This window comes from Streptococcus sp. KHUD_017, assembly GCF_054861245.1.
The window spans coordinates 691,513-703,189 of the sequence record NZ_CM142175.1 but is presented as its reverse complement, the minus strand read 5'-3'; the positions used below and the strand labels follow the sequence as shown (position 1 = coordinate 703,189).

General features: G+C 40.0%; 13 protein-coding genes and 1 pseudogene. 1 reads left to right on the top strand and 13 read right to left on the bottom strand.

The window, feature by feature from the left end:
- Positions 1–218 precede the first annotated feature (218 nt).
- A complete protein-coding gene (locus ACVAMZ_RS03420) occupies positions 219–1,997 on the top strand; it encodes an LPXTG cell wall anchor domain-containing protein (protein ID WP_461685045.1) in 1,779 nt (592 codons plus the stop codon).
- A 189-nt stretch (positions 1,998–2,186) separates the two neighbouring features.
- Here ACVAMZ_RS03420 and ACVAMZ_RS03415 read toward each other — a convergent pair whose 3' ends face one another.
- From ACVAMZ_RS03415 to metG, 13 genes and pseudogenes are all read right to left on the bottom strand, one after another.
- On the bottom strand, positions 2,187–2,627 hold the full coding sequence (locus ACVAMZ_RS03415; RefSeq protein WP_461685044.1) for an ASCH domain-containing protein: 441 nt from the start codon (positions 2,625–2,627) through the stop codon (positions 2,187–2,189).
- Entirely contained in the window at positions 2,624–3,472 is an 849-nt protein-coding gene (locus tag ACVAMZ_RS03410) for a putative PEP-binding protein (RefSeq protein ID WP_461685043.1), read from the bottom strand. The genes ACVAMZ_RS03415 and ACVAMZ_RS03410 overlap by 4 nt, the downstream gene beginning before the upstream one ends.
- Positions 3,450–3,950 (bottom strand): NUDIX hydrolase, encoded by a 501-nt coding sequence (locus ACVAMZ_RS03405; RefSeq protein ID WP_461685042.1) that lies wholly within the window; start codon positions 3,948–3,950, stop codon positions 3,450–3,452. The genes ACVAMZ_RS03410 and ACVAMZ_RS03405 overlap by 23 nt, the downstream gene beginning before the upstream one ends.
- Positions 3,951–3,989: 39 nt before the next feature.
- Complete coding sequence (locus tag ACVAMZ_RS03400) at positions 3,990–4,595, bottom strand: DUF6707 family protein (RefSeq protein WP_461685041.1); 606 nt, start codon at positions 4,593–4,595, stop codon at positions 3,990–3,992.
- A gap of 50 nt (positions 4,596–4,645) precedes the next feature.
- Entirely contained in the window at positions 4,646–5,017 is a 372-nt protein-coding gene (locus ACVAMZ_RS03395) for an Imm51 family immunity protein (protein ID WP_461685040.1), read from the bottom strand.
- Positions 5,018–5,075: 58 nt separating this feature from the next.
- On the bottom strand, positions 5,076–5,417 hold the full coding sequence (locus ACVAMZ_RS03390) for a DUF7716 domain-containing protein (protein ID WP_461685039.1): 342 nt from the start codon (positions 5,415–5,417) through the stop codon (positions 5,076–5,078).
- Positions 5,418–5,435: 18 nt separating this feature from the next.
- Positions 5,436–5,855 carry an SMI1/KNR4 family protein gene (locus ACVAMZ_RS03385; RefSeq protein ID WP_461685038.1) on the bottom strand — a complete coding sequence of 140 codons (420 nt, stop codon included), beginning with the start codon at positions 5,853–5,855 and terminating at the stop codon, positions 5,436–5,438.
- Between the two features lie 18 nt (positions 5,856–5,873).
- Positions 5,874–6,209 carry a hypothetical protein gene (locus ACVAMZ_RS03380; RefSeq protein ID WP_414253798.1) on the bottom strand — a complete coding sequence of 112 codons (336 nt, stop codon included), beginning with the start codon at positions 6,207–6,209 and terminating at the stop codon, positions 5,874–5,876.
- 36 nt (positions 6,210–6,245) lie between these two features.
- On the bottom strand, positions 6,246–6,944 hold the full coding sequence (locus tag ACVAMZ_RS03375; protein ID WP_461685037.1) for a 3-oxoacyl-ACP reductase: 699 nt from the start codon (positions 6,942–6,944) through the stop codon (positions 6,246–6,248).
- Complete coding sequence (locus ACVAMZ_RS03370; RefSeq protein ID WP_000141913.1) at positions 6,937–7,173, bottom strand: DUF2829 domain-containing protein; 237 nt, start codon at positions 7,171–7,173, stop codon at positions 6,937–6,939. Before ACVAMZ_RS03370 ends, ACVAMZ_RS03375 begins: the two co-directional genes overlap by 8 nt.
- 106 nt (positions 7,174–7,279) lie before the next feature.
- Positions 7,280–8,314: pseudogene (locus tag ACVAMZ_RS03365) on the bottom strand (DNA/RNA non-specific endonuclease).
- A 152-nt stretch (positions 8,315–8,466) separates the two neighbouring features.
- On the bottom strand, positions 8,467–9,393 hold the full coding sequence (locus tag ACVAMZ_RS03360) for an aldo/keto reductase (protein ID WP_461685036.1): 927 nt from the start codon (positions 9,391–9,393) through the stop codon (positions 8,467–8,469).
- A 255-nt stretch (positions 9,394–9,648) separates the two neighbouring features.
- The gene (metG, locus tag ACVAMZ_RS03355; protein ID WP_461685035.1) at positions 9,649–11,646 is read right to left on the bottom strand and encodes a methionine--tRNA ligase; all 1,998 of its coding nucleotides are present in this window, start codon (positions 11,644–11,646) and stop codon (positions 9,649–9,651) included.
- Between the last annotated feature and the right edge of the window lie 31 nt (positions 11,647–11,677).

The window sequence follows — 11,677 nt, the reverse complement described above, 5'->3', positions numbered from 1 at the left end:
TCCTATTCTAAATTTCTGAGCGAATGCTCTAGTTCAAACATACCTATTTTATCATATTTTTAAATAGAAAGAAGGATTGAAATGATTTTTACAATATTTTCATCTCACGTAACTCTATAGATGTTTTATAAAAATTGTTAAGTCGTATTATTTGACCGCTTAATATGTTAGTGCTAAAATTGTCTTGTTTGGTAAATCAACTATAAAAAGGAGGAACAATGAAAAAGTTATTTTTTGCTGTTATTTCTGCGTTTGCGGCCCTAGCACTTCTAATTTCTATTGGTGCATATAGTACCCAAGCAAAAGAATTAACCAGCCAAGTGAAGATTTCTCAAGTGAAAACTGAAGGCGAAAAGATTTCATATCACTGGGAAATTGATTCAGGTGTGGAAGTCGGAGATACATTCAAGATTTCTATGCCAGAGGACGTTAAGTTTGCTTCTTCTGCTTTTAGCTCAATGAAAAACGCTAGTGGCGAAGAAATTGCAACAGGAAAAGTATCAGATGATGGTAAGACTCTGACTATCACCTTTGTAAAAGGAGGAAATAAAGGGGCCGAAGGAAACGTATCATTCTGGTATAAATGGGATGGAGATAATACCACTGGTCAAGACCAAGAACGCTCCATTAAAATCGGTTCAGAATCTGCAATTGTCAAACGTTCTGGACAAGGTCCAGTACCAGTCCTACTTCCGATTAAGAAGTATAATTCTGGTGGTACAGATAACACTAACTTGCAACATGCTCAAAAAATTTGGGGACCTACAGGAATTCCAGACTGGAGAGATACCCTAGAAGTAACTGATAAGACTACTGATGGTTTCTTGTTCTGGCACATATCAGTAAACAATGCTGTTGACAAGAAAGAAGCTGCTTCAAGCATCATCTTTACTGACCAAATGCCCAACCTTCCTGCACTTGACTATAGCCGTATTAAATCTGCCAAAGGTCAAGATGTGTCTCAATACTTCAAAGGTGGAACTTACCTTCCAGCATCATTTGACTTGAAAGTCAATGGTAAAACTCTAGTTGTCAACGGAGTATCAATGTCTGGTCTTGCATTAGAACCATACATTGAGTGGACAGAACATGGATTTAAACTTGATTTGACTAAGGTCAGCGACCAATTTAAAGTTACATCTACAGACGAAATTACCCTATCATATCAAACACTTCTACAACATGCTGATCAAATCAAGAGCGTAACAAACGTTGCTTCTCTTACAAGCGATCAACACAAAACAGCTGTAACCAAAGAAAACACTTGGGTTAACAAAGCTGCTTCAGCAGATGCACAAGTCTACAATAGTGATGTAACAACTACAACAACGACTACATCTACTACCACAACAACTTCAACAACTTCAACAACGACTACGACATCTACTACTACAACTACTGAGTCTACGACTTCATCCACTACAACTACGACTCCTGAGTCTACAACTTCATCTACTACAACTACGACTCCTGAATCTACAACTTCATCTACTACAACTACGACTCCTGAGTCTACAACTTCATCTACTACAACTACGACTCCTGAGTCTACAACTTCATCCACTACAACTACGACTCCTGAGTCTACAACTTCATCTACTACAACTACGACTCCTGAGTCTACAACTTCATCCACTACAACTACGACTGAAGAGCCTAAGACTTCAACTTCAACTACTACAACTCCTGAAGAGCCAACTAGTCAAAATAGTAGTGAAGAATCAAGCTCTACAACAACTTCAACTACTGAAAGTTCAACTTCAGAGACAACAGCTCCAACTGCAGATACAACAGCTTCAACTTCGAAAACAACAACTCCTGAAGCTAATGGTTCAACAACCACTACAACTACTGGAGAACCTACAACAGTTTCAACAACTGGGGACAAACCAGGACTTCCGAACACTGGTGAACGTAATAGCCTAATTGTTTCTGTTGCTGGTGTTGCAATGCTTATCGTAGCTGTAGGAACAGTTTTACATTATCGTAAAAAATAATCAACCAATGTAGAAGGGATATGAATAGGGATTCAAAAGATAAACATCTTTGATATACTTTATCCAGAACTTCACTTGCTAGATTCAAAAAAGCGGACATGATTGTCCGCTTTTTGTTTGCTCGTTTTATCATTTAAAGTCAGAAAAAGCTTTGAATAATGATTTCCAAAACTTTCTTATGTCTGCTTTTTACAAGGGGTAGACCTTACGAAATTCTTCTAAAACCACCTTACTGTCAGGTGTAAACGTCAGACCTGCTTCTCCTAAGCAGTCTTTGAAAAAGTCTTCATGAACCTGACGCCAATAGGCCAGAGATTTGTCACCTTCGCCTTCCTTGTAGGCATGCTCAGCAGACACTTGATAGAAGGGCTGAACAGAAACCTTGGTAATTTCGACAATGCAGACAGCCTGGTTTTGACTGTCTAAAATGACATCGAAAGTCCCTTCTTGTGGAAGGGGTTCGTCCTCTAGTGCGTAGAGGTCATAGGCTGAGGCTGTTGCTGTTTTTTCGCCTCTTAGAACCAAGTCTGCCAAGAGATCTGCTTCCACCCCAAAAGCCCAGGCATCTATCTCATATCCGATAGAGGGGGTAATTTGCTTGTAGGCATTCCACATTTCTTGAGGTGTCATAAGTTGCTCCTTTGTATTTTTTTACTTTCTTCTTTTACACGTTTGAGATGATCTGGATAGTCAATCTCTAAATTAAAAATCTCTGGAATAGAACTGTAATGGATAATACATTTGATATCCATTTGATTCATTTTTTGTATGAAAGAAGCATTCAGATATCCTGCTACGGCGAAATCTATCTTTTTCGTCCTTGCTTTATCTTGCATCTGTCTCAGCATTTCTAACATAATGGGACTTTCCATATCATGCCATTGACTATTTCTCACAGTGGCAAAAACAAAAGAAGTCAAATCATTCATTCCCACTACAATCTTTGTAATACCAGTTTCCAGTATCCTGTCCAAGTCAAAATAAGCTGACGGTAATTCAATCATTGTGCCGACTTTTCCAGTAAAACCATGCTCACGCAATACTCTAATAGCTTGCTTTAACTGCTCAGCATCATTGACAAAAGGAAAAATAACAGACAGATTGGGATTTGTTTGATAAACTTCTGTAACGACATTTGCCTCAGCCTGAAATTCATTCGGACACGCCAATAAACGCCTAGTTCCTCTATATCCAAATAGGGGATGATTTTCATCAAAATGCTCTTTAGTCCCCTCTAAACAATTAGCTTCTGTATTTGTTAACTCTGAAAAACGATACCAAACCTCTTCATCTGAGTACAAGGAGCAAATGGTATCTAGATAATCTTTTACAAATTGCTGACAATTTGGTAATAGTATGTTTTGGTTTAGTTCTCTCAACAAGTATTCCCCACGAATCAAGCCGACGTGGTGCAATAAATGGGGATAAACTTTTTCAACAATTTTTTCGCCACTAAGAGCTAGTTGATTTTGCATGTTTTACCTTCCAATTCTTATAGCTTGTCATATCCAATTCTGCAAATCCTCGTAACTCTGCCCTCACTTTTAATACTAAAGGCGAGGCATTTTCTTGGGTCATCTGCTCAATAGGGACCCAAATTGCATTTGCTGAATCATTTCTTCCATCAAGAACCTCCTGAGGAAGGGATTGTTGAGAGCTCTCGAAATCGAGTACGATATCATAAAAGGCCATGATATGATGTACTGCGAAGTCTTGCCCTTCTTCTTGAACCAGCACATCATACATCCTAGGATTTGAATAACGGCTAAGCGTATAGCCTGTCTCCTCCAGAACCTCCCTCTTGAGGGTTTCTGTCAGCCCCTCACCTGGTTCTTGACTACCACCCGGTAAATCAAAACGATGCTGATAAGGTCCTCTCGTTTTCTCAATGCAAAGCAATTTCCCGTCTTGTAGACAGATTCCATATACACCAAAGTGATTTTTGATTTCCATATTCTATTCTTTCTTAATCTCCAAGATTGTTATCTCACCTTATCCCTTAAAAGGAAAGAGGCTATAGATTTCATACTCTTTGATATACTTCTTCAGTATCTCCATATTCTCTTCGATTTTTGCTTGGATATCTGTCTCTTCACAAGTTGACTCAGCAATAAAGAGGTGAATCTTCAATAGATCTGTCAAGTATAGCAAACGACGTTCCATCTCAGATTCAGGACTTGAAGCTTGCTCGATTTTTGCAAGCTTTTGCTCCAAGCTATCACCATTCAAAAATCTCTGATGAACTCTCTTTCTTATGTTTTGAGTGGATTCCTCCCCTTGTTCTAACGGAGACAAAAGGAGTTTTTTATAGACGAGTACCTGATTTTCTTTTTCTCTTTCCAGATAGGCCAATAAAACCAGAGAGCTATCAACAAAGGTCCAAATGTTATAATTCCCTTCAAATGGAACTTGTATGATCCTATCTAATAATTTTTTAGTCATTTCCTCTTGACCATCCAGATAAAGTAAATAGGCCAGATGATTCAGCGATTCGAGATAGCTAGCTTGAGTTTTCTTATTCTTTTTTAAAATTTTATCTAAATAGAGATGTAGGTCTGGATGTTTTTCCAGTTGTTCAACTACTTCTGGTAGCTTCATTTGAAATCCTTTCTATTCTTTTTTAAAAAATTTAAAGAGATTTTAGTCAACTAATCCAACTCTGCTCTACTGAACAAGTCTTTCATAGCTTCGATATCATCGCAAAATTCTTTAAATCCTAAAGCGAATTTAGCCAAGGCGTCCACCTTGGAAGAATAGGCGCAAAACATACTTCCTTCAGGATCAAAGTCTATAGCATCGCTTAATTCAGGCATTTTTTCCTCCAAAAATACCCAAGCTAGGGATGCCCAATCGTAGCCATTTCCTTCAAATCCCTCCTCTTCTCGAGTGTCAAACACTTCCTGTCTGTATTCTCCATCAGGGTAATAAATGAGCGACCCTCGAACATTTTTAGGATCCTCATCATATACAAGCAGGCTAAAAGGGGCAATTTTTACATTTATTTTTTCGTAATCCATCATTTTTAAACTCCTTATGGAACGCGTTTATTGGTAACAGGACTTCATAAATCTAGTAGATCTACTCAGCATCAAAAGGCATAAAACTATCATGCCGCTGATAATATTTCAAAGCCTCTACCAAGTCTTGGGGACTTGCATCTGGCTTTTCCTCAAGTGCGACTGCAAGGGCATCAATCAACTGCTCTCCATAGTAGACTAGCTGGAGATGTTGATCCGTTGCATCAGCTGGGTAGACATCACGATCTTCCACAACATCTGGATAATCTGATACCCAATAGAGCTTTTCCAGTGCCAGTTCTCCATCCTCCTTGCCATAGAGGCAAAAATCATCTGATACCAATTGATCTACGCGCACCTGCTCAATTATCTGCTCTAGTGAAAGTTCTTGGTGTTTTCGCATCCCGTCTCCTTTTTAATCTCACTCTTCAACAAAAGAGTTCAAAAATTCCTCAAAAGAAGCCCATTGACCATAGATCTCAGCTTTTTCTTCTAAGACATAGAAATACACCTTACCATAATCTTCTTCCCTTAGAGAAAGAGCGTAATTGCCAGAACCAGGATCATAGGCGAAATGGAGAAGGTCTGTAGCCCTAAATCCTGCAGGCATAGCCTCATCGTCATACCATGTAAGAGACTTCCTCATCTCCTCAAGTGAATTAAAGGAATTGAAAGGAAAGACGTGATGTTCATCGTGGACCCCCCTTACTTGGGGCTGGCCACCGTTGTACTTGAGATAAAAGTCCAACATAGTTTTTGGCAATTTCTTTCCAAGAATCTCCTCAAATTGTAAAAATTCTTCTTTTGAAATCGGTGAATCTTCATCAAGCATCCTAAACATGATTACTCCCTCAGTTTTCTACAATTCTTCTTCCAATACCTTATCAATAAAGTCATTGATGTTTTTAGCAACTTTTTGCATTTCTAAGGAACCTAAAGCTCCCAAGTCATTTTCATAAATGCAATCATCAGAATTTTTCTTAATAAAGTAAGCCAAATCTCCTTCCTGTCCAATCATAAAGTAATCTGGCTCTACTTCCTCAATCTGATAAGTCTCATTACGCTCCTGTAGATCCTCCTTGGCATACAAACAGATGCCTGAATCTCCAATTTCATAGGGGTCAATCTCTTTCCACTCCGTTAAAAACTGATAGTAGAGATTGGGCAAGACAAATCCAAACTCATCTCTTTTCATAGTTCACCTCCACATATTCATTGAGTATCAACTATATTACTTCAAAGACCAACCACCATCAATCGTCAGAATCTGTCCCTGCATGGCGATTGCCTTTCCGCTTGCTAAAAAGAGGCTGACTTCTGCCACTTCCTCTGGTTCTATCCAGCGTTTGATAGGTGTTTCGCTTGCTACCCAGTCTGCCAGTCCGCCTGGTTCAAAGTCCGCAGCGGTCATACCAGTTTTGACTGCACCAGGTGCGATTCCAAAGACCTGAATACCAGCTTCGGCATAGTCTAGAGCTAATTGCTTGGTAAAACCAGCCAAGGCGTGTTTAGACGAGGTATAGGCGTGACCACCACCCCCAGCTAGGCTTGAAGCAATGGAACACATATTGATAATGATTCCTTTTTTATTATCCAGCATTTGAGTAAGATAATATCGCGTCAGCTCTACTGGAGTCACATAGTTGATTTCAAAAATCTCTTGGATTTCTTGGGCTGTTTGTTCTAGTAAGGGCTTGTAGTCATCCAAAACCCCAGCTGTGTTACACAAAATATCCACCTGAGGGCACCAGTCAAAAATTGGTTCCAAGTCAAGCGTTAAATCACGTTGTAAAAAGTGAAAGTCGCCTTGTAAGTCAGGATTTTCACCCTGATCCACTCCGAAAACCTGATAACCTTTTTCTAAAAAGAGTCGAGCCTGTGCTAGGCCAATCCCTGAGCTAACACCCGTAATGAGTACACGTTTAGTCATGGACTTCCACCCAGTCTGTTGCTAGGACATCACAAGGGGTTGGACTCCACATAGAAAAACCTTCCCCTTCTCCAGATACGTTGATGAGGAAATAAGGTGTCACTTCAAGGGCAACCCCGTTTTGCTCGATGGTATCAAAAAGCTGGACATAGTTTTCAGCTCCTCCCCAACCAGTACGCACATACTTTTTCTTTGCTTTTAAGCCTGGTAAAATTTCTTCAAATGTCATGTTTTTCTCCTTTGTTATCTATAAATCTTAATTTCATTATAACAAAAAACTGTTTACCAACGGCTTTTTGACATTTATTTTTCATGATTTCTCCAGGTTTACTAAATCACCACTGTAATCCGGCTTCTCTGATTTCTTTTTTAGAGGCAAATTTCCCATTTGGTCGATGCCATCTTCCTTTTCTATCTTTAAAGTAACCACCTGTATTACTACTTTGTGGTTCTTCTTCTGCAGGTGCTGGTGCTTCAGTTTCTTGCTGAGTCGTTTCTTCTGTTGCCTTCTTCTCTGCTTCTTTTTTAGCTTTTTCTTGCGCTTCTTTTTCTTCAGCCTCTTTCTTTGCTTTTTCCTCGGCTGCCTTTTGCTCAGCGGCGCGTTCCTCAGCTGATTTGACTGTGTTCTTTGCAGTACCGTCAGCATAATTTATCTCTGCATTTGCTGAAACATTCTCTAAAGTCACATGGGTCACGGAATACTTAACAAGTTTTTCCTTACTACTACCTAATTTAATCTCAAGTAAATTCCCATCCGAATCAATCCCTACGTACTGAAGGACAATCTGTCTCGGAATCAATTCATCATCCTTATAAACTGCTGTTACCTTATAGTCAAGATAATAATTAGGATGGTTTGCAAGTCATGAATCGAGTCCATTTTCATAATAGAGCATGCTACTTTGATTTTTATCATCCGTTCCAGTAAAGGCACCTGTATTTAACCAGGCTGACATAGGAACAAGATTGCGACCTTCATCATTGAGTCCACTAAATTGATAACCAACTAAATGCCCACGATTCATCAACCAGGCTTCCTTTGTACCATCACCAAAGTAAAATTTATAGTTATGCCATCCAACCGGATTAAACTTTAATTTCGCTTCTCGCTTATCTTTGGGTTCATCACTATCTTTCAGCTGAATATGAGCATAAGTTGCGCGAGATTTAGAATCAAGTTCCCCGAGTTCTAGCTGCTTTTCGTTCTTAAAAGTAAGTAGACCAGCTTCTTTGTATAGCTTTTTATTATCCTGCGTAGTCTGTTCAGTCGTAACAGGCTCAGCCGCTCTCGCCTCATCTTTATGCTTCGAGCAACCAACAGATGTCAAAAGTGAAAGTAAAACAACAGAAGTCAAAACTATTTTTTTCATTTCAAATGCTCCTAATTTTATAGATTTCTTATTATATTGTTATTTTATTCTATCATTAATAATTTGCATCTTCAAACAATTATATAAATTTTTAAATAAATATAAAAAGAGCGAGGTATCACCTCGCTCTTGATAAAATATTTCTTTAGTTTCTAAGGCAAATCATTCCCTGCTGCGAGGTAAACCTCATACCATTCTTTTCGAGTCAGGTTGACATGACTTGCTTGGCTTGCTTCTATCAAATGTTTAGGGTTAGTTGTTCCTACTACTGCCTGCATCTTGGCTGGATAGCGTAACACCCAAGCAATAGCAATAGCTGATTGGCTTACACCGTATTTTAAGGCTAGTCGATTTAGGACTTGGTTTAGTTGTTGGAAATTCTCATTGCCGACAAAATTCCCTTTGAAATATCCGAACTGCAAGACTGACCAGGCCTGAATAACCATGTCGTTTAATTTACAGTATTCAAAGACGCTACCATCACGCAAAGCTGCCTTTTCACCTTCCATATTGACATGGAAACCTGATTCAAATCCTGGCGTGAAAGCTGCGCTTAGCTGTAATTGATTGATAGATAAAGGTTGGTTGACTTCTTTCTTCAGTAATTCCATCATCATAGGATTTTGATTGGACACACCGAAGTCTCGAACTTTACCTGATTTGTGTAGAATTTCAAAGGCTTGAGCCACTTGATCAGCCTCCATTAAGGCATCTGGGCGATGGAGAAGCAAGCTATCTATATAATCAACCTGCAATCTTTTTAGAATCCCGTCTACTGATTCTAAAATATAATCTTTTGAAAAATCAAAATAGGTAAATTCTTCTATGCGAATGCCACACTTGGACTGGATCCACATCTTTTCTCGCAGGTCAGGACGATTGTATAACACTTGACCTAGTAATTCTTCGCAACATCCACCACCGTAGATATCTGCCAAGTCAAAGGCATTGATTCCTACAGATAGGGCTGTTTCAACCAACTCCTCAACCTCTTTAACCGACTTGTCACTGATTCGCATCATGCCGAGAACGATTTCGGACAATTCTCTTTTCTCTTGACCAAATGGAATGTATTTCATGGCAATTTCCTCCGTTTTTCTTCATTATAAAGCAGAATGCCACTTTTATCAACTGATACCTTACAAAAGAAAGAGAGTGGGACAGAAATCGGTAATTCGTTAGAATTCGATTTCGTCGTCCCACCTCCGCACAGTTGAGTAGGGCTGTAAAAGCTGATGAAATCAGCGTAGTAGAGGCCACTCAACTACTGCGTCTTGCTCGACAATCCAAAGACAATTGAGAGGCTAGGACTTTTGTCCCAGCCTCTTTAAATCTTATCCAATCACACTTCCATTTGGTACAGCTGGATCAACTGTGAGAAGAGTTAATTTGCCGTCATGTTCAGCTGAGAGGATCATCCCTTGGCTGACATATTTTTTCATCATTTTACGTGGTTTGAGGTTGGCAACGATTTGGACTTTCTTGCCCACCAATTCTTGTTCATTTGGATAGTATTTTGCAATTCCTGAGAGAATTTGACGATCTTCACCATCACCAGCATCGAGGCGGAATTGAAGCAACTTATCAGAACCTTCCACTTTAGAAACTTCCTTGACTTCTGCGACACGGATTTCAACCTTGTCGAAGTCTTCAAATTTGATTTCTTCCTTGTTGAGTTTGAGCTCGACTTCATCTGGGTTCCACTCTTTTTCAACTGCTGGCTTGTTGCCTTCCATTTGTTCCTTGATATAGGCGATTTCTTCTTCCATATCGAGACGTGGGAAGATTGGTGTTCCTTTAGCAACTACTGTTACTCCTGCAGGGAAATCAGCCAGGCTCAAGTTTTCAAGGCTAGAAACTTCTGCGAGACCAAGTTGTGTCAAGACTGCACGACTGGTTTCCATCATAAATGGCTCAATCAAGTGCGCTACGACACGAAGGCTAGCTGCCAAGTGGCTCATCACACTTGCCAATTGGTCACGGAGAGCCTCATCCTTAGCCAAGACCCATGGAGCTGTCTCATCGATGTATTTGTTAGTACGTGAGATGAGGGTCCAGACTGCTTCAAGCGCACGTGGGTAGTCAACTGCTTCCATGTAGGTGTGGTAGTCAGCGATTGATTGTGCTGCAACGTCAGCAAGAGCATTGTCAAAGTCTGTCACACCCTCTACATAGACAGGGATTTGTCCATCAAAGTACTTGTTAATCATGGAAACCGTACGGTTGAGGAGGTTTCCGAGGTCATTGGCTAGTTCATAGTTGATACGGCCTACATAATCTTCTGGAGTGAAGGTTCCGTCTGAACCGACTGGAAGGCTACGCATGAGGTAGTAACGAAGTGGATCGAGACCAAAACGCTCTATCAACATTTCAGGATAGACAACGTTCCCTTTAGACTTAGACATCTTGCCGTCTTTCATGACAAACCAGCCATGCCCAATCAAACGTTCTGGCAATTTGATATCCAACATCATGAGAAGGATTGGCCAGTAAATTGAGTGGAAACGAAGGATGTCTTTCCCTACCATGTGGAAGACTGTTCCATTCCAGAACTTGTCAAAGTTGCCATGTTCTTCTTGATCGTAGCCAAGAGCTGTCACATAATTTAGAAGGGCATCAAACCAAACGTAAACAACGTGTTTTGGATTTGATGGAACTGGCACACCCCATGTAAAGGTTGTACGTGATACTGCCAAGTCTTCCAATCCTGGCTCGATAAAGTTTTTCAACATTTCATTGAGACGACCATCTGGAGTGATGAAATCAGGATGAGATTTGAAAAATTCGACCAAACGGTCTTGGTATTTGCTGAGGCGAAGGAAGTAAGACTCTTCTGAAACCCATTCAACCTCGTGACCTGATGGAGCGATACCACCTGTTACATTGCCAGTCTCATCACGGAAAACTTCCGCAAGTTGACTTTCTGTAAAGAATTCCTCATCTGAAACTGAATACCAACCAGAGTATTCACCAAGGTAGATGTCATCTTGAGCAAGCAAGCGTTCAAAGACTTGAGCCACTACTTTTTCATGGTAGTCATCTGTGGTACGGATAAATTTATCGTATGAGATATCAAGCAATTGCCAGAGTTCTTTAACTCCAACTGCCATACCGTCAACATAGGCTTGAGGTGTGATCCCAGCTTCTTCAGCTTTCTGTTGGATCTTTTGACCATGTTCATCAAGACCTGTCAGATAAAAGACATCGTAGCCCATCAGACGTTTGTAGCGAGCTAGGACATCACAGGCGATGGTTGTATAGGCAGAACCGATATGAAGTTTACCAGATGGATAGTAAATCGGTGTTGTAATATAAAAATTCTTTTCAGACATAATATTTCCTTTCCAGGCTAATGAAACCTGT

Bases quoted from the DNA above. Each gene is read 5' to 3' on its own strand.
- ACVAMZ_RS03395 (WP_461685040.1), bottom strand. From the start codon at position 5,017: ATGATGGATTACGAAAAAATAAATGTAAAAATTGCCCCTTTTAGCCTG.
- ACVAMZ_RS03370 (WP_000141913.1), bottom strand. From the start codon at position 7,173: ATGACATTTGAAGAAATTTTACCAGGCTTAAAAGCAAAGAAAAAGTAT.
- metG (WP_461685035.1), bottom strand. From the start codon at position 11,646: ATGTCTGAAAAGAATTTTTATATTACAACACCGATTTACTATCCATCT.
- ACVAMZ_RS03360 (WP_461685036.1), bottom strand. From the start codon at position 9,393: ATGAAATACATTCCATTTGGTCAAGAGAAAAGAGAATTGTCCGAAATC.
- ACVAMZ_RS03405 (WP_461685042.1), bottom strand. From the start codon at position 3,950: ATGGAAATCAAAAATCACTTTGGTGTATATGGAATCTGTCTACAAGAC.
- ACVAMZ_RS03375 (WP_461685037.1), bottom strand. From the start codon at position 6,944: ATGACTAAACGTGTACTCATTACGGGTGTTAGCTCAGGGATTGGCCTA.
- ACVAMZ_RS03390 (WP_461685039.1), bottom strand. From the start codon at position 5,417: ATGCGAAAACACCAAGAACTTTCACTAGAGCAGATAATTGAGCAGGTG.
- ACVAMZ_RS03415 (WP_461685044.1), bottom strand. From the start codon at position 2,627: ATGACACCTCAAGAAATGTGGAATGCCTACAAGCAAATTACCCCCTCT.
- ACVAMZ_RS03385 (WP_461685038.1), bottom strand. From the start codon at position 5,855: ATGTTTAGGATGCTTGATGAAGATTCACCGATTTCAAAAGAAGAATTT.
- ACVAMZ_RS03410 (WP_461685043.1), bottom strand. From the start codon at position 3,472: ATGCAAAATCAACTAGCTCTTAGTGGCGAAAAAATTGTTGAAAAAGTT.
- ACVAMZ_RS03420 (WP_461685045.1), top strand. From the start codon at position 219: ATGAAAAAGTTATTTTTTGCTGTTATTTCTGCGTTTGCGGCCCTAGCA.
- ACVAMZ_RS03400 (WP_461685041.1), bottom strand. From the start codon at position 4,595: ATGAAGCTACCAGAAGTAGTTGAACAACTGGAAAAACATCCAGACCTA.
- ACVAMZ_RS03380 (WP_414253798.1), bottom strand. From the start codon at position 6,209: ATGAAAAGAGATGAGTTTGGATTTGTCTTGCCCAATCTCTACTATCAG.